The organism is Deefgea tanakiae (assembly GCF_019665765.1).
GTDB lineage: Bacteria > Pseudomonadota > Gammaproteobacteria > Burkholderiales > Chitinibacteraceae > Deefgea > Deefgea tanakiae.
On sequence record NZ_CP081150.1, the window covers coordinates 1,212,518 to 1,236,746 of the forward strand.

18 protein-coding genes, 1 pseudogene, 1 riboswitch and 1 other annotated feature are annotated in these 24,229 nt (G+C 47.8%); of the genes and pseudogenes, 16 read left to right on the plus strand and 3 right to left on the minus strand.

All coding sequences use genetic code 11. The features are described 5' to 3' along the window. Window positions 1–63: 63 nt before the first annotated feature. Complete coding sequence (locus tag K4H28_RS05745) at window positions 64–2,589, plus strand: bifunctional diguanylate cyclase/phosphodiesterase (RefSeq protein ID WP_221007423.1); 2,526 nt, start codon at window positions 64–66, stop codon at window positions 2,587–2,589. Window positions 2,590–2,640: 51 nt separating this feature from the next. Here the strand turns inward: K4H28_RS05745 and mltB are convergent, their stop codons facing one another. Both mltB and hrcA read right to left on the minus strand, forming a co-directional pair. Next, window positions 2,641–3,660: a lytic murein transglycosylase B gene (gene mltB / locus K4H28_RS05750; protein ID WP_221007424.1), complete on the minus strand. Its 1,020-nt coding sequence runs from the start codon at window positions 3,658–3,660 to the stop codon at window positions 2,641–2,643. A 9-nt stretch (window positions 3,661–3,669) separates the two neighbouring features. Then, window positions 3,670–4,686: a heat-inducible transcriptional repressor HrcA gene (hrcA, locus tag K4H28_RS05755; RefSeq protein WP_308443475.1), complete on the minus strand. Its 1,017-nt coding sequence runs from the start codon at window positions 4,684–4,686 to the stop codon at window positions 3,670–3,672. A 95-nt stretch (window positions 4,687–4,781) separates the two neighbouring features. Between hrcA and K4H28_RS05760 the strand changes: the two genes are divergently transcribed. The 6 genes from K4H28_RS05760 (at window position 4,782) to gcvP (ending at window position 14,011) form a co-directional block, all read left to right on the plus strand. Next, window positions 4,782–5,657: an NAD kinase gene (locus K4H28_RS05760; RefSeq protein ID WP_221007425.1), complete on the plus strand. Its 876-nt coding sequence runs from the start codon at window positions 4,782–4,784 to the stop codon at window positions 5,655–5,657. Window positions 5,658–5,856: 199 nt separating this feature from the next. Further along, on the plus strand, window positions 5,857–7,509 hold the full coding sequence (gene recN / locus K4H28_RS05765; RefSeq protein WP_221007426.1) for a DNA repair protein RecN: 1,653 nt from the start codon (window positions 5,857–5,859) through the stop codon (window positions 7,507–7,509). 64 nt (window positions 7,510–7,573) lie between these two features. Continuing rightward, entirely contained in the window at window positions 7,574–8,824 is a 1,251-nt protein-coding gene (gene tadA, locus K4H28_RS05770) for a tRNA adenosine(34) deaminase TadA (RefSeq protein ID WP_221007427.1), read from the plus strand. 380 nt (window positions 8,825–9,204) lie between these two features. After that, a riboswitch (glycine riboswitch) is annotated at window positions 9,205–9,313 on the plus strand. A 165-nt stretch (window positions 9,314–9,478) separates the two neighbouring features. Beyond that, the gene (gcvT, locus tag K4H28_RS05775; protein ID WP_221007428.1) at window positions 9,479–10,582 is read left to right on the plus strand and encodes a glycine cleavage system aminomethyltransferase GcvT; all 1,104 of its coding nucleotides are present in this window, start codon (window positions 9,479–9,481) and stop codon (window positions 10,580–10,582) included. Window positions 10,583–10,664: 82 nt separating this feature from the next. Then, window positions 10,665–11,054, plus strand: coding sequence for a glycine cleavage system protein GcvH (gcvH, locus tag K4H28_RS05780; protein ID WP_221007966.1), 390 nt, complete (start codon window positions 10,665–10,667; stop codon window positions 11,052–11,054). Window positions 11,055–11,146: 92 nt separating this feature from the next. Next, entirely contained in the window at window positions 11,147–14,011 is a 2,865-nt protein-coding gene (gene gcvP, locus K4H28_RS05785) for an aminomethyl-transferring glycine dehydrogenase (RefSeq protein ID WP_221007429.1), read from the plus strand. Between the two features lie 85 nt (window positions 14,012–14,096). Here gcvP and K4H28_RS05790 read toward each other — a convergent pair whose 3' ends face one another. Continuing rightward, window positions 14,097–15,566: an inorganic phosphate transporter gene (locus tag K4H28_RS05790; protein WP_221007430.1), complete on the minus strand. Its 1,470-nt coding sequence runs from the start codon at window positions 15,564–15,566 to the stop codon at window positions 14,097–14,099. 772 nt (window positions 15,567–16,338) lie between these two features. On the opposite strand from K4H28_RS05790, the gene K4H28_RS05795 reads away from it, so the two are divergent. From K4H28_RS05795 to K4H28_RS05835, 9 genes and pseudogenes are all read left to right on the plus strand, one after another. After that, window positions 16,339–16,824 carry an aminoacyl-tRNA deacylase gene (locus K4H28_RS05795; RefSeq protein ID WP_221007431.1) on the plus strand — a complete coding sequence of 162 codons (486 nt, stop codon included), beginning with the start codon at window positions 16,339–16,341 and terminating at the stop codon, window positions 16,822–16,824. A 243-nt stretch (window positions 16,825–17,067) separates the two neighbouring features. Continuing rightward, window positions 17,068–17,298, plus strand: a complete 231-nt coding sequence (locus K4H28_RS05800) for a hypothetical protein (RefSeq protein ID WP_221007432.1) — start codon at window positions 17,068–17,070, stop codon at window positions 17,296–17,298. Window positions 17,299–17,345: 47 nt separating this feature from the next. Next, window positions 17,346–18,565, plus strand: a protein-coding gene (locus K4H28_RS05805; protein ID WP_221004794.1) for an IS3 family transposase whose coding sequence is annotated in 2 segments (ribosomal slippage) — window positions 17,346–17,625 and window positions 17,625–18,565 — 1,221 coding nt in all. Because the reading frame shifts where the segments join, the coding sequence is not laid out codon by codon here. Continuing rightward, window positions 17,621–17,737: a sequence feature (AL1L pseudoknot), on the plus strand. Its footprint overlaps the gene before it by 117 nt. 23 nt (window positions 18,566–18,588) lie before the next feature. Then, a pseudogene (locus K4H28_RS05810) lies at window positions 18,589–19,082 on the plus strand (transposase); the annotation flags it as partial. A gap of 227 nt (window positions 19,083–19,309) precedes the next feature. Then, window positions 19,310–19,861 (plus strand): fimbrial protein, encoded by a 552-nt coding sequence (locus tag K4H28_RS05815; protein WP_221007433.1) that lies wholly within the window; start codon window positions 19,310–19,312, stop codon window positions 19,859–19,861. Window positions 19,862–20,115: 254 nt separating this feature from the next. Continuing rightward, entirely contained in the window at window positions 20,116–20,661 is a 546-nt protein-coding gene (locus K4H28_RS05820) for a fimbrial protein (RefSeq protein ID WP_221007434.1), read from the plus strand. A gap of 183 nt (window positions 20,662–20,844) precedes the next feature. Continuing rightward, window positions 20,845–21,402, plus strand: coding sequence for a fimbrial protein (locus K4H28_RS05825; RefSeq protein ID WP_221007435.1), 558 nt, complete (start codon window positions 20,845–20,847; stop codon window positions 21,400–21,402). An 844-nt stretch (window positions 21,403–22,246) separates the two neighbouring features. After that, on the plus strand, window positions 22,247–22,792 hold the full coding sequence (locus K4H28_RS05830) for a fimbrial protein (protein WP_221007436.1): 546 nt from the start codon (window positions 22,247–22,249) through the stop codon (window positions 22,790–22,792). A gap of 563 nt (window positions 22,793–23,355) precedes the next feature. After that, entirely contained in the window at window positions 23,356–23,901 is a 546-nt protein-coding gene (locus K4H28_RS05835; RefSeq protein ID WP_221007437.1) for a fimbrial protein, read from the plus strand. Window positions 23,902–24,229 lie beyond the last annotated feature (328 nt).

Consider the following 24,229-nt stretch of genomic DNA (forward strand, 5'->3'; position numbering starts at 1 on the left):
GACAGTCGTAGTAGAAAAGCCTTATTTTGATCGACGTCTTCTCTCAGTGATGCGCGCGATTTCATGGCTTTGCAGAATAAAAATCACTGGTTATTGGCGCTGACTTACGCGCTAGCCGTTGTGTTAGATCATCTCTTTATTCCGAACGGGGCGACTTTTGGCCCTTTCAATTTGCAACTCGGTGTTGCAGTGGCGGGTTTGTTGCTATTGGGTGTGCACGCCACGCCGTATCTCATTCCCGGTGCAATGTTATTTGGGCTGCTGCAGGCGCAAATGCCGTGGCTCACCTTGTTATTTGCTGTCCTCCATATTGCGCAAGCCTTGTGCATCTTTAGTTTGCTGCCATTGTTTGCGCCTGAGCGCCAAATTCGAATTGTGGATACCAATCGTCTCATGATGGCGGCGCCCTTTGTGGGTAATGTTTTGTTTGTCAGTCTCTTTATATCGGTGCAGCAGGTTTTTGTGCCGCACCCTGATGTGACGGCGACATGGTTGACGTTATGGCTTGGTCAATCTTTGAGCGTGCTGATTGTTGTACCAGGCGTTTATGCGTTGTTGACGGATCGCAGCTTGATGCGCGCCAATTGGCTGATCGAATTTACGCTATTGGTGTCGATTGCGGCTTCTGGCGGCATCCTGCTGATGTATGGTCGTGAAGCTTTGACGCTGGAAGCGGCTTATTTGATGTTCCCATTATTGATTTGGTCCTCTTTGCGTTTAGGGCAGTTGGGTAATTGCATTGTCTCGGTCTTTATTTTTACCTTGGTTGGCGCGCAATACGCAATGGGTCTGAGTTCGATTCATTACATCAATAGCGTGCTCATTTTGCTGGGCATTGCTTTGCAAACCGCGATTTTTTTAACTGCATCGCATCGGGAAAATCGCCGTGCCATCAATGCAGCGCGTTTATCTGCCAAAATTTTTGACTATGCCAGTGAAGGTATTTTACTGACCGATGCCGATGCCAAAATTATCGCGACCAATCCGGCCTTTGAAAAAATAACCGGCTTTTGCGCCAAAGATGCGATTGGAAAAACATCGCGAATCTTTGGTGAGCACCAAGGCCATTTGTCGGATTTGCAAACGGTGCAGTTAGCCACTTTGCGTGCAACAGGGCAGTGGGAGGGAGAGGTTCAGGATCGACGTAAAAATGGTGATTTTTATCCGGCTTGGCTTTCGATGAGCGCAGTACGTGATGAGCAAGGGTATATTTCAAACTATGTGGGTGTTTTTTCTGACTACACCGCGCGCAAAGAATCTGAGCAGCGCATGCGCCATTTGGCCCAGCATGATGCCTTGACGGGCTTGTTAAATCGGAATGGGCTTCAAGAGGCGCTTAACTCGATTTTGATCCGCTCCGGCACGAAATGTCGCTCATTTGCCTTGTTGTTTATCGACTTGGATCGGTTTAAGACGATCAATGACACGCTAGGGCATGATGTTGGAGATGAGTTACTTAAGGTGGTGGCGCATCGCTTGCGCGGTCATCTCAAGCAGCATGATATTGTTGCTCGCTTGGGGGGGGATGAGTTTACTGTTTTGCTTGAGCACATCATTCATCACGAGCAAATTATTCAAGTTGTTGAACGCATCTTGAGTGCATTGGGTGAGGTGTACCAAGTTGCTGGTCATGAGCTATTTGTGACGGGCTCCATTGGTGTGAGCCTTTATCCGCATGACGGCGGTGGCGCAGCGCAGCTGATGAAAAATGCCGATATTGCAATGTATCGCGCCAAAGAACTGGGTAAAAACACTTATCAGTTTTACGCTTCTGAAATGAATGTGGCCCATCATGTTTCGCATTTGAGCTTAGAAAATGCGCTGCGTTTTGCGTTAGAGCGCAAGCAGCTGCAATTGGTGTATCAGCCGCAATATGATTTGTTAACGGGTCAATTAGCGGGCATGGAGTGCCTCATTCGTTGGTGCCATCCCGAGCTGGGCTTGATTTCGCCTGCGCAATTTATTCCGATTGCCGAAGAGAATGGCTTGATCGTCGCGATGGGCGATTGGGTGCTTAATGAAGCTTGCCATACCGCCCAGCAATGGCGTTTGGCTGGCTTGGAAGTGCCACGCATCGCGGTGAATTTGTCGGTGCGGCAATTTAAGCCACTCTTGCTGGTCAACCAAATCAAGTTGGCACTGAGCTCCAGCGGTTTGCCAGCGCATTTGCTGGAATTGGAGGTGACCGAGAGCGTGATTATGAAGCGCGTGAACGAGGCCGTCGAGATTTTGCGCGAGCTGAAACTACTTGGCGTTCAGTTGGCGATTGACGATTTCGGAACTGGTTATTCGTCGCTTTCTCAGCTTAAAGTATTGCCGCTCGATGTATTAAAAATTGACCGTTCTTTTATCGAAGGGATTCCCGCCAATCAAGATGACGTGGTTATTGCTGAAACAATTATGATTTTGGCACGCAAAATGGGGATGAGTGTGGTCGCCGAAGGCGTTGAAACAGCGAAGCAAATGCAGTTGTTACAAAAAATGGGTTGTGATGTGGGGCAAGGCTACTTCTTTAGTCGACCGATACCAGCCTTGGAAATGCAAGCCTTGTTGAAACCAATTCAATCCAATAAACTTATTGCTGTCTAGGTATGTGACTGTAGCCTAAAAATTTTAATGGCTACAGCCATATACATTGATTTATTTCTTTTTGGTCTTACTACTGGTCGGTTTGATTAAATCATCGCCACGCTCGTACGCAGCTTGAATTTCATCGGCCAACTGCAAAACGGCGGTCGCGTATAACGTGCTCTTGTTGTAACGCGTAATGACATAAAAGTTATTAAATCCCAAAAAATGCTGCATAAAACCAGGCTCAGTTTCTAGCGCAAATAGCACAGCGGGTTGTTTGGTGTTGATTTCTGAAATCGGCGCGACGCCTTTGGCGATGAGTTCATCCACGGTGAAGTGAATATTGAACTTGTCGGCCAATAGCTCAGCGGGATCGTTATTAACATTAACGGCAGTAAAGGTGTCGCCACCATTAATCCAGCCGTGTTTGTTCAGATAATTGGCGACCGAGGCCAATGCGTCGCCCGGATTGTTCCAGATGTCGTGCCTGCCATCGCCATCCCAATCTTGGGCGTATTTGCGAAATGAGGAGGGCATAAATTGTGGCCAACCCATTGCGCCGGCGTAACTGCCTTTAAAGGTCGTAAAGTCTTGTTTTTCCTCACGCGCCAACAGGAAAAACTCGGTGAGTTCTTTTTGGAAGTACTCGGCACGGCGTGGGTAGTTAAACGCAATCGTACTCAACGCATCAACAATCCGAAAAGTGCCGGTGTACGTGCCGTAATTGGTTTCTGCACCCAAAATCGCCAGCATCACTGCGGGTGAAACTTGGTATTTCTTGCTAACAGCTTCAACCAATTCAGCATTATTGCGCCAAAACTTGGCACCATTATTAATACGCGTTTTATTAACAAAATTCGCTTGGAACTCATGCCATGGTCGGCTGGTGGAAGGCTTATCTAAAATCGTAATGATGTTGGATTTGGTTTGTGCGTTTTGTAATGCATAAGTGAGCAAGTCTTCGCTAAAACCATGAGTGGCTGCGGTTGCTCGAATGTATTCTTGTACTTCTGGGCGGCTGATGAGTTCATCATCGGCAACTGCTAGCGTAGAAAGGGTCGTCAGCAGGGCTAGTGTTAGTTTTTTCATTTATGTGTATCAATTAGATTGAGTGAGTGCGCTAGAAAGAAGCTGCGCAGTAATATTAACAATCGGAATCACGCGATCATATGCCATCCGAGTTGGGCCAATAACGCCTAATGTGCCAACAATTTCATTGTTGACGCGATAGGGCGCAGCGATAACGGAGCATTCGTCGAGTGTAGCAATGCCCGATTCGTTGCCAATATAAATTTGGATGCCTTCGGCGTTTTGCCCTAGCTGCATTAGTTTTAGTAAGGTGCTTTTTTGCTCAAAAAGTTCAAACAATTGCCGCATTCTGGCCATGTCAGTACCAAAATCATTCAATCCGAGTAGCTGATGCTCGCCTGCGATAATCATATGGTCGTGGCTTAGATCGCTGCCGATATGCGCTGCGGCATTCATTAAATCGTACAAATCGCTTTTTACTCGACCTAAGTCGCCCTGTAGCAAGCTCATTAGATTGGAAATGGTTTTGCCTGCACAGTGACTATTGAGAAAGTGAGCCGCTTCAATCAGCGCTGCATGACTTAAATGATGTTCGGTTTGCACGATTCGATTTTGAACTTCACCATCGGCGGTCACTAAAATGAGTAATACTCGCTTTTCGGATAAAGGTAAAAATTCAATTTGCTTTAATACGTTCTCGGTTCTTTTCGGTGTGATCACAACGCCAGCAAATTGTGTGAGTTGCGACAAGAGCTGTGACGCAGCTGCAATACTGTGCTGTGCATTGTCGTTCGGTAATTCGGTGTGCTGCAATTCATTCATTTGCTGCGGCAAGCCGGGCGCGGTGAGTAGGTGATCGACAAACAATCTATAGCCTTGCGCGGTTGGAATCCGGCCCGCCGATGTGTGCGGGCTGGCAATCAAGCCTAGGTTTTCCAAGTCTGCCATCACGTTGCGTATCGTTGCAGCGCTGACATCCAGTCCGGCGTATTGGGAGAGCGCCTTGGAGCCAACAGGATGGCCGTCGGCAATATAGCGTTCGACCAGTGTCTTAAGCAGGATGTGGGATCGATCATTGAGCATCATAGCGCTGGATTTTAACCTGTCTGCCGTGTTATTAATGCGTTCTGTGATTTTTTTTACGAACAAAACCCAAACATATTGGTGTAAAACCACACGTCATGCATAGCCTATTCAAAACCATCGCCCTCGTTGGCCGTCTTCATACGCCTGCTTTAGGTGATCCGATTCGCCGTTTGGCCGATATGCTGGAAACAGGCGGCATCAAAGTCTTGATCGAGCAAGAAATCGCCATTGAGCACGGCATCGCTGAATATCAAAAAGTCAGTCGCGATCATATCGGCAAATTGGCTGATTTGGTCGTAGTGCTGGGGGGGGATGGCACCATGTTGTCGGTGGCGCGTTTGCTCGCACCTTATCGGATTCCGCTAGTGGGGATTAATCAAGGTCGCCTTGGGTTTATGACCGATATTCCATTGCATGAAATGGAAACGACAGTCAGTAATATGATTGCGGGGCAGTTCGTGCCCGAAGAGCGGATTTTGCTTGAAACCACGATTTTGCGCGATGGTCAGCCGATTTCAACATCACTTGCGTTTAACGACGTGGTATTTAGTCGCGGCTCGATTGGTTCAATGATTGAGTTTGAAATTTTTGTCGATAATCAGTTTGTGTATAGCCAGCGTTCCGATGGTTTGGTGGTGTCGACGCCAACTGGGTCAACCGCCTATGCCTTGGCCTCTGGCGGCCCGATTTTGCATCCATCACTGCCTGCCATTACCTTGGTGCCGATTTGCCCGCAGTCGCTGTCTAATCGCCCGATTGTGGTGTCTGATAACGCCCAAGTGGCCTTCTTGTTGACGCGCGGGCAGGGCGCTCGTGTGCATTTTGATAATCAATCCGATTTCGAGTTGCACGAAATGGATCGCGTGATAATTCGTCGCTACACCAATTCGCTGCGTATCTTGCACCCGCATGGTTATAGCTATTACGACATGCTACGTGCCAAGTTGCGCTGGGGTGAAAAGTTGCTTTAAGTGCTTGGGTACAAGTTTTGGCCTAAGTCAACCTAGTTTTTCTTCGTGGTCACGCCTTGTTGTGCTTTATTGTTCTGTCTGCGGCGTGCCCGCATTAGCATAAAATTTGCGTGTTTTATGTGCATCATTTGAAAATCATTCTCGCTATCCATATAGAACGAATGTACACTTTGATCTTATTCTGAGCTTAGGTGAGACCATGCTGGCTGCGCTGCATTTACGTGATTTTGTCATTGTTCGTGAATTGGATTTAGATTTCTCGCAAGGCTTAACCGTATTGACCGGTGAAACCGGCGCAGGTAAATCGATTTTGATTGATGCGCTGGGTCTTTTGCTGGGCGATCGTTCTGATGCGGGCGTTGTACGGCACGGCGCCGAGCGCGCCGAGCTGTCGGCTGAGTTTATCTGCGACAAAATCCCACAAGTGGCGGAATGGTTGATTGAGCAAGGACTAAATAACGAAGGCGAGCCGCTGATCATTCGTCGCATCATTGACGCCAGCGGTAAATCACGTTCATTCATCAATGGCAGTCCAGTCACGCTGGCGCAGCTCAAAGGGGTTGGCGAATTTCTGGTTGATATTCACGGCCAGCACGCACACCAATCTCTATTGCGTCACGATGCGCAGCGCGACTTGCTCGATGCCTATGCTGGTACGACGCAGCAAGCGCGTGACATGGCTAAAAAATATCAAGCTTGGCACACTTTGGCGCAGCAGCTTTATGATGCTGAGCAAAATGCTGAGCGTTTTGAAGCCGAGCGTGAGCGTTTGCAGTGGCAAATCGACGAAGTGGTGGCTCTCAATATGCAGGCGGGTGAATGGCCTGAGTTGCAAGCTGATCACAAACGCCTGCATCACGCCGCTGGACTGATTGATGGTGTGCAAGAAGGCTTACTGGCACTGAGCGATGGTGATGACAACTGCCAAAGCTGGCTCGCTACGGTGGCGCATCGCCTGAGCCAATTGGCTGATTTTGATCCTTCTATCAATGAAACCCTAGAGCTGATTGCGGGTGCCGAGGCGCAATTGGCCGAATCGGTTAGTTCTTTGCGTCTTTATGCCGACCGCCTTGAGCTAGATCCAGAGCGTTTGGCTGAAGTCGAAAGCCGTCTCGATGCAATGTATAAAATGGGCCGTAAATATCGCATTGATCCTTCGCAATTGCTGGAGCAGTTGCATGAATGGCAGGCGCGCTTGGCCGAATTGGGTGGTGCGGAAGGCTTGGATGCGTTGCGCAAACAAGTAACAACTGCAGAGGCGCAATATCGCAAATTAGCGACGGCCTTGACGAAGCAGCGCACCGTTGCTGCAAAAAAACTGTCGAGCCTGGTAACCGAGCAAATGCAAGTGCTCGCCTTGTCGGGTAGCCGTTGTGAAGTTGTATTGCAAGAGTTAGCGCACCCTGCCGCGTACGGTTTGGAGCAAGTCGAATTGCAGGTTGCTAATCATCCTGCATCGCCGTTGCGCCCGATGGCTAAAGTGGCCTCCGGTGGTGAGTTGTCTCGGATAAGTTTGGCGCTGCAAGTGGTGACCAGCCAAGTGGCTAATGTGCCAACACTGATTTTTGATGAGGTCGACGTCGGTATCGGCGGGCGTGTAGCGGAAATTGTGGGCCGATTGTTGTCTGAGCTCGGACAAACCTGCCAAGTGCTTTGTATCACCCATTTGCCACAAGTCGCCGCCTGCGGCGCGCAGCATTTACAGGTAGCAAAACAGCAAGGCAAAGAGGGCGTGATCAGCTCGATTGAAACTTTAAGTCACGAAGCACGGATCGAAGAAATCGCTCGGATGCTGGGCGGTTTGGATATTACTGAAACGACAAGGCAACATGCAGCAGAAATGTTGGCTTGAAGGTATTGCTCGCTAGTAGTTGATTAGTCTTGTCTGGCGAGTAATACGTACGGGGTTTTTAAAAATGACGGATTTAGATTTTATGCACGCTGCCCTGCAAGAGGCTCAGCGTGCTTTTTCTTTGGGCGAAGTGCCTGTTGGGGCGGTGGTGGTGTATCGCGGCGAAATTATCGGTCGTGGGCACAATCAGCCGATCACGAGTCACGACCCCAGCGCCCATGCTGAAATGGTTGCGATTCGTCAAGCGGCCTTGCATCTGGGTAATTATCGTCTGTCTGAATGTGAGCTATTTATCACGCTTGAGCCGTGTTTAATGTGCAGTGGGGCGATTTTTCAGTCTCGGATTATGCGAGTAGTGTACGCCGCTAGCGAGCCCAAAACGGGCGCGGCAGGTAGTGTTTGCAATCCTTACTTAGATGCACGGCTCAATCATCACACCCAGATCGAGCAAGGCCCCTGCGAAGCAGAGTCACGGCAAATGCTCCAAGATTTTTTTGCCCTGCAGCGGAAAAGCCAACAAAACGCCGCGCCTTTGTGTATTAGCGGCTTGCTCAATTTTCGTGATTTGGGCGGTTTTAAAACGGCGGATGGTCGCACGGTAAAATCGGGTTTGGTTTTTCGCGCCGAGCAATTAGTTGCGCTTGAAGAAGTGGGCTTGGCGGAAGTGGCCGCTTTAGGTTTGCAGCAAATTTGGGATTTTCGCGCGCCAACAGAAGTAGCGAAATACCCTGATCCCGTCTGGCCAAATACGACTCCCAAATGGGGTGATGTGCTGGCTGAGTCGGCACAAAAAACGGCTGTCCAGTTTGAAGCTTTACTACAAGATCCTGCCTTGCTGAGTCAGCACTTGGGTGAAGGCCGCGCTGAACAAGTGATGATTGAAGTTTATCGCGACATGGTGCGTTGCCCACACGCGCAGACTGTGATGCAGCAATTTTTAATGTCGTTCTGCGATGCAGATCAATACCCCGTGTTATTTCATTGCACTGCTGGTAAAGATAGAACTGGCTGGGCGGCGGTGCTGCTATTGACGATTTTAGGTGTGCCGCACGAGCGTATTTTGCGCGACTACCTGGCGAGCAATGAAAATATATTGAACAAATATCAGGCTTTGATTGCGCGATGCGTGGCAAATGGCGCTGATGAGTGCATCCTGAACGCAATTTTTGGGGTGCGCGCCGAGTACCTAAAAGCTGCGCTGCATGAGGTAAAAAAAGTATCCGGTACTCTGCCGCGCTATATCGAGCATGTTTTGGGGGTTACGCCATTACAGCAGGCACAAATTCAGCAGGTTTTACTCGTTAATCCGTTTTGATGCACCATTGAGCGATGTAATGATCACCTGCCGAATTAAGAGGTTAGCGCAATCGAGCCCTAAATTGCTGTAGTGTGGCTATTCAGTTTGTCCTCATGCTCAAAGGATTATTTGCTCTCGGATTACGGAAAATTGCCGAAACCCTGTAAGTACGAGCCGCTGAGCTTAGCGACAATAATTCAAGCGATGCATAGATTCTGCTTGCGTAGCTAAATCAAATTCCTGTATCGGGATGGTTGCGACGGTCAACTGTGCTAGGGCTACGATATTAAGTATTTACGTATGAAAAATTCTTCTACGGATTGGCTTTTTCGTGCTTGCCGTTTAAGAAAAAAGGCTGCGTTCTGGCTTGCCATTCTCTTGGCTTGCAACGATAATCCCGCTCGTAAGCAGGAGAGTGTGATTTTTACCATTTCATTGATTTAAATCACCACCGAAGGCGCAAATGCACCCGCAAATCGCTCAGGTATCAGGGACTGCTGATCAGATGTACAACTCTGGAGAGCGATGCTCGGCGAATCAAACGCCCGCAGCATCCACCGAAGGGCTCAACAATCACGTAGTGATTGGAAAATCTCAGGTGTCAGGACAGAGGGGTGTTGCCCGCTAAGCCTTAGGCTTGCGGTCTTAGAGGGATATACCTTGAGAAACCCCATGACAACACCAAAAACCACGCCTTTATACGACTGTCACCTTGCCGCTAACGCCAAAATTGTTGATTTTGCCGGCTGGTCTATGCCGATTCATTACGGCTCACAACTCAAAGAACACGAAATCGTCCGTGCCGACGCGGGTATGTTCGATGTATCGCACATGTGCGTGCTCGACATCACCGGTGCGGATGCCAAATCTTTTTTGCGCGGCCTGATCGCTAACGACGTTGAACGCCTGGCGTTTGAAGGTAAAGCGCTTTACTCGGGCATGTTGACGCCTGAAGGTACCGTCATCGACGACTTGATCGTTTACCTGACGCATTACGGCTACCGTGTCGTGGTGAATGCGGGTACGGCAGATAAAGACATCGCATGGATGCTCAAGCAAGCCCAAGGGCAGGACGTACAAATCCATGTTCGCCGCGAATTGGCGATGATTGCCGTGCAAGGCCCGAACGCGATTGAAAAAGCGTGCAAAGTGATTCACGAAGAGTGGGAAGCCACGGTGAAAGCACTGAAAGTATTCCAAGGTTTCCCATTCGGTACAGTAGAAGACGGCTGGTTTATCGCTCGCACGGGTTACACCGGTGAAGATGGCCTAGAAATTATGTTGCCCGCAGAAGAGGCTCCGTTGTTCTGGAAAGCCTTGATTAGCGTTGGCGTTGCGCCAATCGGCTTGGGCGCGCGCGATACATTACGCCTTGAAGCAGGTATGAATTTGTATGGTCACGATATGGATGAAACCATTTCGCCACTCGAAGCGGGTATGGGTTGGACGATTGCGTGGGAACCTGCAGACCGTGATTTTATTGGCCGCAAAGCACTTGAGGCGCAACGCGCAGCTGGCGTGGCGATGAAGCAAGTGGGTTTGGTGCTCGAAGGTCGTGGCGTGTTGCGCGAAGGTCAAATCGTTGAAGTGGCGGGTGTCGGCAAAGGCATTATCACCAGCGGTACTTTTTCACCTACACTCAAACATTCCGTCGCCATCGCTCGCATTCCAGCGGCGACCGGTGAAACGGCACAGGTCGATTTGCGCGGTACCTTGACCGATGTTCGCATCGTGAAAATGCCATTTGTACGCAACGGCAAAAAAGTATTTAACTAATTAGAAAGGGTATTGCTATCTAGTTATTGATAACAGTCTCCTACATTGATATACCTATCTATAATTTAAACTTAAGGACTTCATCATGAGCAATATTCCAGCAGAACTCAAATACGTAAACAGCCATGAATGGTTGCGTTTAGAAGCCGATGGCACTGTGACCATCGGCATTACCGATCACGCGCAAGAATTACTAGGCGACATCGTTTTTGTTGAATTGCCACAAGTGGGCGACGAGTTGGCTGCCGAAGCGACTGCGGGTGTGGTTGAGTCTGTAAAAGCGGCATCGGATGTGTACGCACCGATTGCTGGCGAAGTGGTCGCGATCAATGATGAGCTGACTAGCGCGCCAGAATTGGCCAATTCTGATCCGTACGGCGCGGCTTGGTTCTTCCGCGTGAAACCTGCGGATGCGTCAGTGCTAGATGGCCTTATGACTGCAGAACAATACGCTAAAGAAATCGGCGTTTAAGCGTTACGCACCCGATTGTGCATTGAATGGATAGGGGCGGACAAACCGCCCTTATCCCGTTTAGGCCCTTGCCGCCCCTGATTGGATTTTTTATGTCACTTCATACCCTGTTTAATCACGACGAATTTATTGCGCGTCATATTGGCCCGAATGCGGCTGATCAAGCAGCGATGCTCACCGAAATCGGTGCTACTTCACTTGAAGATTTGGTCGCACAAACGATTCCCGACAATATTCGCTTTAAGCAAAAACTGCCGTTGCCAGATGCCGTCAGCGAAGTGGAAGCGTTGGCTAAGTTGCGCCAAATAGCGGATAAAAATGTCGTCAATAAAAGCTTTATTGGTTTGGGCTACTACCCAAATATCACGCCGGGCGTGATTTTGCGTAATGTGTTGGAAAATCCTGGTTGGTACACGGCCTACACGCCGTATCAAGCTGAAATCGCCCAAGGTCGTTTGCAAGCTTTGCTGAATTACCAGCAAATGGTCATCGATCTGACGGGTCTTGATTTAGCGAACGCCTCTTTGCTAGATGAAGCAACTGCTGCTGCTGAAGCAATGGCGATGGCGCGCCGGATTTCTAAAGTGAAAACTGAGAAATTCTTTGTTGATTCGCAGGTATTGCCGCAGACACTAGACGTGGTAAAGACTCGCGCGAAATACTTCGGTTTTGAGTTGGTGATTGGTCCTGCGATAGTAGCAGGTGATGATGATTACTTTGGTGCCTTGCTACAATATCCAGGCGCAGATGGCGCGGTGATTGATCTGAGCCAACCGATTGCAGCGCTCAAGGCCCGGGGTGGTGTGGCGATTGTTGCAGCCGATTTGTTGTCCCTCGCTTTGCTCAAATCACCGGCTGAACTCGGCGCGGATGTGGCGATTGGTACGACGCAACGTTTTGGTATTCCAATGGGCTTTGGTGGCCCGCACGCCGCGTATTTTGCTTTCAAAGATGAAATGAAGCGCTCGGCTCCAGGCCGAATTATTGGCGTGTCGATTGATGCGAAAGGCAAAACCGCACTCCGGATGGCTTTGCAAACGCGTGAGCAACATATTCGCCGCGAAAAAGCTAATTCAAATATTTGTACTTCACAAGTTTTGCTCGCCAATATGGCGGGCATGTATGCGGTGTATCACGGCCCTGTAGGTATAAAGCGCATTGCTGAGCGTACGCATCGTTTGGCCAGTGTGTTCGCGCAAGGCGTACGTGCAGCTGGTGAAGTTGTTCATGCTTCATTCTTTGATACGGTGCAAGTGAATGTCGGCGCTCAAGCCGCCGCAATCTATGCTGCTGCATTGGCTGCGGGATATAACTTGTTGCAAGTGTCTGATTCAGTGTTGAGTGTGGCATTCCACGAAGCCGCGACTGAAGTTGATTTGGCGACACTATTGCAATTGTTTACCGGTAAATCGGCCGATTTGGCAGCGCTCGACGCGGCTACTGGCGCAGTGATTCCAGCAACGCTGCAACGTACGTCTGCGTACCTGACGCATCCAGTATTTAATAGCTACCACACCGAACACGAAATGCTGCGTTACCTAAAACGCCTAGAAAATCGTGATTTGGCGATGAATCATTCGATGATTTCTTTGGGTAGCTGCACGATGAAACTCAATGCCACCAGCGAAATGATTCCGGTGACGTGGGCTGAGTTTGGCAATATCCATCCGTTCGCACCCAAAGATCAAACCCAAGGTTATTTTGAGATGATCAATGGCTTGGCCGATCAACTTAAGGCGATTACTGGCTTTGATGCGATTTGCATGCAGCCAAACTCAGGCGCTCAGGGCGAGTACGCTGGTTTGCTCGCGATTCGTCGCTTCCACGATAGCCGTGGTGATGCGCATCGCGATATCTGCTTGATTCCAAAATCAGCGCACGGTACCAATCCAGCCACCGCGCAAATGATGAATATGAAAGTGGTGGTGGTTGATTGCGATGAAAGTGGTAACGTTGATTTAGCTGACTTGAAGGCGAAAGCAGAGTTGCACGGTGCGAATTTAGCGGCCTTGATGCTGACTTATCCATCGACGCATGGTGTGTTTGAAACTGCGGTAAAAGAAATCTGCGCGACGGTGCATCAGTTCGGTGGCCAAGTGTATATGGATGGCGCGAATTTGAACGCACAAGTGGGTTTAACGCGCCCAGCAGAGATCGGTGCCGACGTGAGTCACATGAATTTGCACAAAACCTTCTGCATTCCACACGGTGGTGGTGGCCCTGGTATGGGGCCGATTGGTATGAAAGCGCATTTAGCGCCGTTTATGTCCAATCACGCAGTGGCTGGTATCGATCAAGGCGATGCTTCGGTTGCACAGGGCCAATCTGCGGTATCGGCTGCGCCATTCGGTTCTGCATCGATTTTGCCGATTTCGTGGATGTATATCACGATGATGGGCGCAGCAGGCGTGAAGCACTCCACTGAGATTGCTTTGCTCAATGCTAACTATGTGATGAAGAAACTTTCAGCACATTATCCCGTGCTTTACACCGGCGTGAATGGCCGTGTTGCGCATGAATGTATTATCGATATTCGTCCGCTCAAAGCTGCGAGCGGCATTACCGAAGTAGATATTGCAAAACGCCTGATGGATTATGGTTTCCATGCACCAACGATGAGCTTCCCAGTGGCTGGTACCTTGATGATTGAGCCAACTGAATCAGAGTCAAAAGCTGAACTAGATCGCTTTATTGCTGCGATGGTGAGTATTCGTCAAGAAGTCGCCAAGGTGGAAAGTGGTGTTTGGCCAGCGGATAACAATCCATTGAAAAACGCACCGCACAGCAAAAACGACATCGCTGGCGATTGGGATCGTGCTTACTCGCGTGAAGAAGCGTTCTTCCCATTGCCGTATGTGCTCGATAATAAATTCTGGCCATCGGTGAATCGAATTGATGATGTGTATGGTGATCGCAATTTGATTTGTTCTTGCCCGAGCATGGATGAATACAATTAAGTTGATCATCTAGTTTTAGCGGTATAAAAAATGCCCCAAATTAATTTGGGGCATTTTTATTGGTTTGGATTCTATCAAATATCAATTAAACAAATATTTTGCTCGCGATCCAAAATAAGCCGCCCGACATTGCAATGGTCACTGGTAGTGTGAGTACCCAAGCAATGACAATGTTTTTAATTGTACTGGCTTGTAGACCGCTTTTGTTGGCCACCATCGTACCTGCTACGGCGGACGATAGAATGTGCGTCGTCGATACGGGCATACCAGTCCAGCTCGCAATCCCAATTGCAGCCGCTGCTGTAATTTGCGCTGCGTTGCCTTGTGAGTAGGTCATGCCTTTGTTGCCGATTTTTTCACCGACTGTATGAACAATTCGACGCCAGCCTACCATTGTGCCCAAGCCCAGTGCGAGCGCTACAGCGACAATGACCCATTGCGGTGCGTATTCGGTTGTTGCGGTCAGGTCTTTGCGGAACTGATTCAGGGTGTGTTTTTCGTGTGAAGTCCATACCGGTAATTTCGCAATTTTTTTGCTAGTGTCATCTACGCAAAGCAAGATACGGCGCGCGGTGATTCGCTGCTCGGTGCTAAGGTCGTTGTAGCTGCGGATATTGCCGAGCATAGTGTTGAGCTTATCGATTGCCGCTAAAGTGACTTCTGCTTTGCATTCAAATTGAGCGGGTAATTCTTGAATAGCTGCGCCGAGCTGAATGCTCGGATTGATTTTGTCAGCGTTTTGCGTATAAAAATCTCGGATGTGGATCGCAGCATCACGCGTGCGCTCTATGTCATAAATGCTGCTCGTACGATCGAGTACAAAATTTCCAGGAGCTAAACCCACCAGCACCAGCATCACTAAGCCAATTCCTTTTTGCCCATCGTTCGAGCCATGTGCAAAACTCAGACCCATCGCCGAGACGATTAAGGTGACGCGAGTCCAAAATGGGGGATGCTTTTTGCCGTCAATGTCTTTGCGTTCTTCGGGGGTTAAGTGCATGTGCGATTGACTGAAGTAGCGCTTTAATGCGATCAACAAAACGCCAGCTAAAATCATACCTAAAGCAGGGGAGATGAGTAGCGATAGTAAAATGTCGATGGCTTTTTTGGTGTTGATGCCATGGAGCCAGTGATTGCCTGTGAGAATGGCGTGCATTATGCCTACGCCCAAGATGGAACCAATCAGCGTGTGCGAGCTTGAGGCAGGAATACCTAGGTACCAAGTGCCTAAATTCCATACAATCGCTGCGGTTAGCAGCGAGAACACCATGATCAGCCCATGGCTGCTATTGACGTTGAGCAGTAATTCGACTGGCAATAAATGAATGATGGCATAGGCCACACCCAAACCACCGAGCATCACCCCTAAAAAATTGAAGCAGCCTGAAGCAATAACGGCCACATTGGCTGGCATTGCTTTGGTGTAGATGACCGTAGCCACCGCATTGGCGGTGTCGTGAAAGCCATTAATAAACTCATAAGCCAAAACGAAAAGAATGGCCAAGGCGAGACTAGTCGCTGCTAGGGTGTCTAAACCGCTGAATATTTCAGGCATATATTACTTTTATTTCAAAACAATGAAGCTGCCAATTATCGCAGAATGAACCACGGACTGTGCCGCGTATTTTAGCTTTAGATCAGTATTTGCTGAAATAAAGGCCAAATCCTGTAGGGGCGGCTCATTTAGAGTGAGCATCTGCTAGTTGGCGCGCGTTTTACATATCTAAAGTAGGTGAAGTCATACGTCGAAGAGTTTAATCTGCTTTGTTATCATTCTGGCATAAATAGGGTCTGCGTCTTGTAAGGCGAATATCCCATTTGATTGCTTGTTGCGGATATATGGCTTCTGCAATCAAATAGAGCGCGTCCATCGCCTAGTTGGCCTGCATTCATGCCAAATTGATCCCCAGAATAAAGCTTCGCTAAAGCTAGTTCGTCTTGCGAGGTTCGATTGCTAATAAGATAATTCGCTAAATCTAGCCAGCGGTCATTGGGGAATTGAGTGTGAGTCGAGAACCAATATTTGATAGGTTTGATCGGGTATTGCGCCGTAAAAAATAGGTTTCATAGTGAGTGATAATTTTAGTCACAACAGTCATTCCTGCTCTTTGGGCCATAGCGTATGCAGAGCATAAAAACGGGTACAAAGAGCGGGGTGGTATTACTGTTTCAGCTGGCTGGCTGTGCCGGGATGACAAGCAATTAAACCCCCACATTGCAATCCTAAAGCACAGTTGGTTTTGTCTCTTGGTATGCCATCTTGAAATTAATTTTTGAAACGTACCGCAAGTTAGATTGAATACAAGAATGATATTTTGGAGTTTTAAATGAAGTCAGCTCATTTTCCTGAAACGCCAGCGACAGTTTTTTTGCGAAAAAATGGGGTCAGTTACTCAAGTCATTTATATGAGTATGAATCCCGTGGAGGAACAAAAGTGTCTGCTCGTGAACTCAATGTTGAGGAGCATGCAGTGGTTAAAACATTGATTATGGAAGATGAGTCAGCCAAGCCGCTGGTTGTCCTTATGCATGGAGATTGCCAAGTTTCTACAAAAGAGTTGGCTCGTCAAATTGGGCGAAAAAAAGTTGAACCGTGTAAGCCGGAAGTTGCCAATAGGCACACTGGATTTTTAGTTGGCGGTACAAGTCCATTTGGAACAAAAAAATTATTATCGGTCTTTGTCGAAAAAACTATTTTAGATTTGCCATTGATTTTCATAAATGGCGGACGTCGAGGTTATCTAGTAGGCATCGATCCGGTTGTCTTGTTGCAGTTGCTTGATCCGGTGCTTGTTGAAGTGGCGCTAAACTAATTCCAGTGTATGAGCCACACTGCTCATATTTGCACTCGGTTGGCTTAAGTTAGGCTGAAGAATACGGTGCTATTCAACTCAAGTTGAGCTGAGTTGATGTCTTTGATTATCAAATACCTTTATAAAAACAAGTTGCAACTCTCTGGGCCAAGATGTGCCAGAGATTTTGCATTCTTGACACAAGAATCATGACGTTCTGACTTTTAATACAGTCATAGCGAGGCTTTCTCGCGGGGGCGCAGCATGATTCATCATCCGACTGCTTTGGCTTATTTAGTCAGTGCCTATCCAGCAGCATCACATACATTTATTTTACGTGAAGTTTTGGGCTTACGAGCCCGAGGTTGGCGCGTTGCTACGGTGAGCGTGAGCGCGGATAGGCGTGCCCCTCAACAGCTAGACTTGTTGGAACAACAGGAGCAATTCAATACGCTGGTGCTCAAAAACTGGTCGATAGTACTGGCATCAAGATGAATCGCACCGGGTTTCGCGGCGGCTCCAATTCTTGAGAGAATGGCGCTATGAAGAAATCAACTCACTTTTCCCCCGAAGTCCGCGAACGGGCTGTTCGCATGGTCATTGAGCACCTTGCCGAATATCCATCTGAATGGGCAACCCTCGTTTCAATTGCCAGCAAAATAGGCTGCACGCCAGAAACGCTGCGCACATGGTGCCGTCGGCAAGGTGGCGATACCGTTCAAGCCAACAAAAATTCAGCAGAGAACGAACGCATTAAAGCGCTAGAACGCGAAGTGCGCGAACTTAAAAAAGCCAACGAAATTCTGCGACTGGCCAGCGCGTATTTCGCACAGGCGGAGCTCGACCGCCGCTTGAAATCGTAAGAGGATTCATCGATACCCACCGTGAGCAGCACGGGGTCGAGCCGATCTGCAAGCTATTACAGGTCGCCCCGTCAGCCTATCGACGTTACGCCGCTCGGCTGCGCAATCCAGCTTTGCGTTGTCAGCGTACCATTCGTGATGAGCAACTGAGCGGTGAAATTGAGCGTGTCTGGCAATTGAATCATCAGGTGTACGGTGCGGTAAAAGTATGGCGGCAGCTCAAGCGAGATGGACATACTGTGGCGCGCTGTACCGTTGAACGCTTGATGCGAAGCCTCGGTTTACGCGGCGTATCGCGTGGCAAAGCGGTGCGAACGACACGTCCCGATCCTGCCGTTGCTTGCCCCCGCGATCATGTAAATCGTCAATTCGTAGCCGAACGACCGAATCAACTCTGGGTGTCGGATTTTACCTACGTGTCGACTTGGCAAGGCTTTGTCTATGTAGCTTTTGTGATCGATGTTTTTGCTCGTTATATCGTGGGCTGGCGAGTGAGCCGCAACATGCAAACCGAGTTTGTGCTGGATGCGTTGGAGCAAGCCCTTTGGGCGCGACAGCCAGAGCGTGAGGCGTTGATTCATCACAGCGACCGTGGTTCGCAATATGTTTCGATTCGCTACACCGAACGATTGACTGAAGCTGGCATCGAGCCATCAGTGGGTACAACTGGCGATAGTTACGACAATGCATTAGCGGAGACGATTAACGGACTCTACAAAACAGAAGTGATTCACCGTTTGGGACCTTGGAAAAGTCTAGAATCTGTGGAGCTAGCGACATTGGAATGGGTTTCGTGGTTCAATCACCATCGTTTGCTTGGGTCGATTGGCCACATTCCACCCGCGGAAGCAGAGGCAAACTATTATCGTAATCAAAGCGAGCAGGCCGTGTTGGTCTGACTCAAACCAAACAGCCTCCGCGAAACTCGGTGCGATTCAAGATGCTGGGCGAAGGCGAGTGGAAAACCAAAAAACATGGTGCAGAGTATCGCCGCCAATGGCGCAAGTTCTGCCCGATTTGATTGAACAAATCCCTGCGGATGAAGTGCTCGTTTCTGTTCATGGAGATGGCGCATACGATACGAAGGGTTGCTACGCGGCGATTACTCCGCGCAACGCAGCAGTCATCATTCCGACACGGAAAAACGGGCAGCGGTGGAAAGAAAATACGCTGGGAGCAAGGGTGAGAAACGAGACGTTGCGCGTCACCAAATATTTAGGCTGAACGATTTGGAAAAAGTGGAGTGGTTATCATCGGCGGAGCTTAGTTGAAGCCAAGATGCGCTGCTTTAAATTGCTCGGTGAGCGAGTGATGGCCAGAGATTTTGATCGGCAGGTGGTGGAGCTACAAGTGCGTGTTGCGATTTTAAATCGCTTCACGCAACTGGGCACGCCGGCGACGGTGCGCGTGGGGTAAATCCGTCTGGGGTTTGGGGTGACTTACCCTATTGGTGATTTGTACAACAAAGCCTAACAAAGCCCATTCGCGTATAAAAAAATTAGAAATAAAATATTAATGTGCAGTTTGGTGTGGCTTTGACTTCTTGCAGTAAGCTTGCTGTCATAAGAGGTCAATGCTTGGTAGTTATTCGTGGGGTTTAATTTTAGTTACACATCTAAATGGATTTCTGGGGTTCTAGAGTCATGCATATCAATACATGGATGATAGCGTTGCTTGCTTTCTTGTCGCCTTTGGTAGTGATGGCGGCTGATGGGGTGGTTTCTGTAGATGGGCTTGTAATAAATGAATCCTGTTCGATCAATGGGCAGGCGGCCAATGGGGCGAATGATCTGCTGGTTCGTTTGCCGGTGGTGACCTCAAGGGCGCTACGTTCAGCGGGTGCAAAAGCGGGTATGACCCCTTTTAAAGTTGTTTTAGGTGGCGATAGTGAAGCTGGTTGTCCCAATGGCAGGGTTGCCAACTTGCATTTTGAGCCTGGCCCAACCGTGACTAAAGATGGATTTCTTGTTAATGAAGCAGCAGAGTTTTCGGGGGCGCAAAATGTTGTGGTGGCGCTATTTAATAAAGATGGTTCAGATTTGAACGTTCTTGACTTGAATTCTCAACGCAAGACCCAGGCAGTTATCACGAATAATGTTGCTGTTTTAGACTATTTCGCTGCTTATCGTGCAACGGCTGTTGTTTGCCCAGGGCTCGTCAAGTCCAGTGTGCAATACACCGTAGAATACAATTGATGGTTGGATTTTCCTCGGTGTAAATACCTCCGGTCGTTCTAGGGCTGTCGAGCTGTGCATGGCGTGAGTTTGTGCCGCCAATAAACAGCGTATTGCCATTCTTATAGTAAAAATATCATTGCTGAGCTTTTTTTGTCTCTTTTGACGGGTGGCAAGAATGCTCCGATATTATTCGCTCATCTCATCGCAGCTAACTCTGATTGTTGCTTGGGAATGAATGATTAATTAGTGATTTTTTTGATAAGGATTTAAAAATGCAAAACGTTTCAAAATTGGCCTTGGTAATGGCATTGTGCTCTCCTTTGGCTGCATTTGCAGTGGATGGCACGATTACGGTTGATGGTTTGGTTACAGCTCAATCATGCACGATTAATGGTGTTGCACCGAGCGGTGCCAATAATGTGGCAGTGAAGTTGCCTGCGGTGAGTATCAGTGCTTTAAAAACAGTTGGCGCTACTGCTGGCTTGACCCCGTTGCGAATTAAGGTGGGTGGTGCCGGTGAGGCAGGTTGTGCTGACGGCAAGGTGGCTTCAATCGCTTTTGAGCACGGCCCAAATGTAACTGCGGATGGTTATCTAGAGAATAAAGCGCTTACTGGACCGGCTGAAAACGTTGTAGTACAGCTATTTAATCATGATGGAACCGGTATCAAAATTGGTGAGGCCGCGACTAACAATACGAAAGCTACGATTAGCGATCATACCGCGACTCTTGAGCATTCAGTGGGTTACCGTGCCACGGGCACAGTATCTGCTGGTGCGGTTTCGACCAGTGTGATGTATTCATTGTCATATAACTAAGCTGGTTTTTTAACGCTAGGGCATTGCAGTATTAACTGTAATGCCTAGCACAATTGTTTTTTCTGCTTTTCTGCTTTTCTGCTTTTCTGCTTTTCTGCTTTTCTGCTTTTCTGCTTTTCTGCTTTTCTGCTTTTCTGCTTTTCTGCTTTTCTGCTTTTCTGCTTTATTGATGGGATTTTAAATATGATAAATCTTGCTAAATCGGCCTTGGTAGTCGCTTTGGCTTCTCCTTTGGCGGTATTTGCTTCAGATGGCGCTATTAACATTGATGGTATGGTAACGTCTACCACTTGTTCGATTAATGGGGCTGATCCTTCTGGTAACAATACTATTGCTGTGACCTTGCCAACGGTAAGTGTTTCAGCTTTGAAAAAATTTGACACCATCACTGGAGTAACCCCAATCAAAATTGTACTGGGTAAGCCTGGTGAAGCGGGTTGTACAAATGGCAAAGTGGCTTCGTTACACTTTGAAAACGATCCTGCGTTCGTCGATTATGCTGGCCGACTTCGAAATCTAGTTGAGCAGACTCCTACTGGGGCAAAAAGGGTGGTTGTACAACTTAAAAATTTTAATGGTGGCAGTATTTGGGTGAATCAGATAGTTACGAATAAAACGTCTGCAATGATTGTAAATAACACTGCCACGTTAGATTTTTTTGCAGGTTATTATTCTTATGGTGCTGATGCAACTCCGGGGTTGGTTAAGTCGGCTGTGCAATTTTCGGTAGTCTATAACTAGGCCGTATTTGTAGTGGATTGGATTGGATTCGTATTCGTCTAGTTTTGTAGCTCAGTCCCGATCGGGGTAATAACTGTATCCTCTTGGAGAACTTGCGTTGTAGCTAGCGGCTGCAATCCATGCCATTTATTGGCGTATGAAGTAGTGCGCCATTGATCTGTTGTTGCATCAATTACGGCAGTGGCTCATGCCTGATGGATTTGGCATCGTCATAATCATTGCCTGGTCGATTGATATTTAAGTCAACTAATCCGTCGCCAATGCACGATGTGAACCAGCGATTGCCGACCTAGGTTGTGTGGTAGATCGCCACAGCGCGCTCGATTGGGCTGAGGCCCATCGAGCTCTCGCGCTAACAAATTCGACACTTCAATCTGATCGCCTCTAGTCTTTTCAAGTGTAAATTGGCAGTCTAGCTACTGTTAAATCCTGTTTTACCCATGCAATTGTCCGCCATATATCGACTCATCTTTACGCGCTGATCCGTTGCCGTCGTAGCAATGCTGCGAAAACCCGCAGATCCATTGCGAACCTGAAATAACCCCGTACTTTTCTCAAGCGCTGAACCAGCTCGGCCTTAATCGGTTTGGGGTGTTTTCAATATTAAAAGCAGCTGTGATGGGGTGTTCGTACGCAGCACAATTGCACCACAGCCGTGCTTTGTTGTGCCGCCAAAGAGCGTATTGCCATTCTCATAGTAAAAATATCCTTGCTGAGCTTTTTTTGTCACTTTTGACTGGTGGCAAGAATGCTTCGATATTATTCACATATCCGATCGCAATTAACTTTAATTGTTGGTCGGGGATTAATGATTATTTAAAGATTTTTTAATAAGGATATTAAAATGCAAAACCTTTCTAAATTGGCCTTGGTAATGGCATTGTCTTCACCTTTGGCTGCATTTGCGGTGGATGGAACTATTACTGTGGATGGTTTGGTAACTGCTCAGTCGTGCACGATTAATGGTGTTGCACCGAGCGGTGCCAATAATGTGGCAGTGAAGTTGCCTGCGGTGAGTATCAGTGCTTTAAAAACAGTTGGCGCTACTGCTGGCTTGACCCCGTTGCGAATTAAGGTGGGTGGTGCCGGTGAGACAGGTTGTGCTGACGGTAAAGTGGCTTCAATCGCTTTCGAGCACGGCCCAAATGTAACTGCGGATGGTTATCTGGCTAATAAAGCAGCTACATCGCCCGCTACCAACGTTGTGGTGCAGCTGTTTAATGATGATGGTACTGGTATCAAAATTGGTGAGGCCGGAACTAACAATACGAAAGCCACGATTAGCGGTAATACTGCGACTCTTGAGCATTCAGTGGGTTACCGTGCCACGGGTACGGTAACTGCAGGTGCGGTTTCGACTAGCGTTATGTACTCATTGTCATATAACTAAGCTAGGTTTTTAAGGGTAGCGCATTGCGGTATTGGCTGTAATGCCTACCTGACTTCTTTTGTGTTTTTCTTAGTTTTCCCGTAATTCATTCATATTTTCAAAATTGAAGACGTCAATTTCTGCTGTTCACGCATATTGCAGAGTCTATTTTGCCTTTTATTTTTAAAATTTTTGCTGATGCTAATTGTGCTGTGCCTTGGTGGGTGATTTTATTTATCTGTCTGAGCGGCTTTGTAATTGAATGCCATTAGTTAAGCAGAGGCCGCACGCATTCAAGGCAAAATTCAGGCGTGAATGTCGGTCTGCTTTTGTTGTTTTTCTCGCGGCCTCATTACTTAAGAGGTGTGGGGTAGCGAAAGATAATTGCGTAGCCAAATTTAGTTTTGCAACTACAAATCTATTCTGCTGGTAAAAATATTTTCGCTGGGTTTTTTTTGTTGCTTTTAGCTGATTGCAAAAATGCTTAGGTAAGATTAATCGATCCAATCACAATTATCACGGATTGTTGGTTGGATATTAATGGTCAATGATTAATTAGTGATTTTTTGGATGGGGATTTAAATATGAAAAATTTTTCAAAATTGGCCTTGGTCATGGCGTTGTCTTCTCCTTTGGCGGCATTTGCAGTGGATGGCACGATTACGGTTGAAGGTTTGGTTACAGCTCAATCATGCACGATTAATGGTGTTGCACCGAGCGGTGCCAATAATATGGCAATCAATTTGCCAGCGGTGAGTGTAAAGGCTTTGAGCTCAGTTGGTGCTACTGCAGGATTGACCCCATTGCGAATTAAGGTGGGTGGTGCGGGTGAGGCAGGTTGTGCTGACGGAAAAGTGGCTTCAATCAGTTTTGAGTACGGCCCAAATGTAACTGCGGATGGTTATTTGGCTAATAAAGCGCTTACGGCGCCGGCTACAAACGTTGTGGTGCAGATGTTTAATGATGATGGCACTGGTATCAAAATTGGTGATGCCACGACTAACAATACCAAAGCCACGATTAGCGGTAATACAGCGACTCTAGAGCATTCGGTAGGCTATCGTGCGACCGGCAAAGTAAGTGCTGGTGCGGTTTCGACCAGTGTGATGTATTCATTGTCATATAACTAAACTGGTGTTTTAACAGTAGGGCATTGCGGTATTCACTGTAATGCCTACCACAATTCATTGTTCCGCTTTTCTTTTCAATAGTTAACTATTTGCATCGAAATATAAGGTGTGTGTATTTCAGTAAATCCACTGGGTTGCTGGATGCGTTTCCTATTGCTTTTTTTAAAATGCTTGCCTGATGGTAATTTTACTATGCCTAGCTTAGTAATGTCATAAGACGCCATTGGGGTGATTTTGGTTTGTATAATTTGTTGGATTGGATGGTAATTTAAATTGAGTGGATTGAGCTACTCGTCCAATTGCTATTTATTTAACTCTTTGGTGTTTT

Bases quoted from the DNA above. Each gene is read 5' to 3' on its own strand.
- K4H28_RS05745 (WP_221007423.1), top strand. From the start codon at position 64: ATGGCTTTGCAGAATAAAAATCACTGGTTATTGGCGCTGACTTACGCG.
- mltB (WP_221007424.1), bottom strand. From the start codon at position 3,660: ATGAAAAAACTAACACTAGCCCTGCTGACGACCCTTTCTACGCTAGCA.
- hrcA (WP_308443475.1), bottom strand. From the start codon at position 4,686: ATGATGCTCAATGATCGATCCCACATCCTGCTTAAGACACTGGTCGAA.
- K4H28_RS05760 (WP_221007425.1), top strand. From the start codon at position 4,782: ATGCATAGCCTATTCAAAACCATCGCCCTCGTTGGCCGTCTTCATACG.
- recN (WP_221007426.1), top strand. From the start codon at position 5,857: ATGCTGGCTGCGCTGCATTTACGTGATTTTGTCATTGTTCGTGAATTG.
- tadA (WP_221007427.1), top strand. From the start codon at position 7,574: ATGACGGATTTAGATTTTATGCACGCTGCCCTGCAAGAGGCTCAGCGT.
- gcvT (WP_221007428.1), top strand. From the start codon at position 9,479: ATGACAACACCAAAAACCACGCCTTTATACGACTGTCACCTTGCCGCT.
- gcvP (WP_221007429.1), top strand. From the start codon at position 11,147: ATGTCACTTCATACCCTGTTTAATCACGACGAATTTATTGCGCGTCAT.
- K4H28_RS05790 (WP_221007430.1), bottom strand. From the start codon at position 15,566: ATGCCTGAAATATTCAGCGGTTTAGACACCCTAGCAGCGACTAGTCTC.
- K4H28_RS05795 (WP_221007431.1), top strand. From the start codon at position 16,339: ATGAAGTCAGCTCATTTTCCTGAAACGCCAGCGACAGTTTTTTTGCGA.
- K4H28_RS05800 (WP_221007432.1), top strand. From the start codon at position 17,068: ATGATTCATCATCCGACTGCTTTGGCTTATTTAGTCAGTGCCTATCCA.
- K4H28_RS05815 (WP_221007433.1), top strand. From the start codon at position 19,310: ATGCATATCAATACATGGATGATAGCGTTGCTTGCTTTCTTGTCGCCT.
- K4H28_RS05820 (WP_221007434.1), top strand. From the start codon at position 20,116: ATGCAAAACGTTTCAAAATTGGCCTTGGTAATGGCATTGTGCTCTCCT.
- K4H28_RS05825 (WP_221007435.1), top strand. From the start codon at position 20,845: ATGATAAATCTTGCTAAATCGGCCTTGGTAGTCGCTTTGGCTTCTCCT.
- K4H28_RS05830 (WP_221007436.1), top strand. From the start codon at position 22,247: ATGCAAAACCTTTCTAAATTGGCCTTGGTAATGGCATTGTCTTCACCT.
- K4H28_RS05835 (WP_221007437.1), top strand. From the start codon at position 23,356: ATGAAAAATTTTTCAAAATTGGCCTTGGTCATGGCGTTGTCTTCTCCT.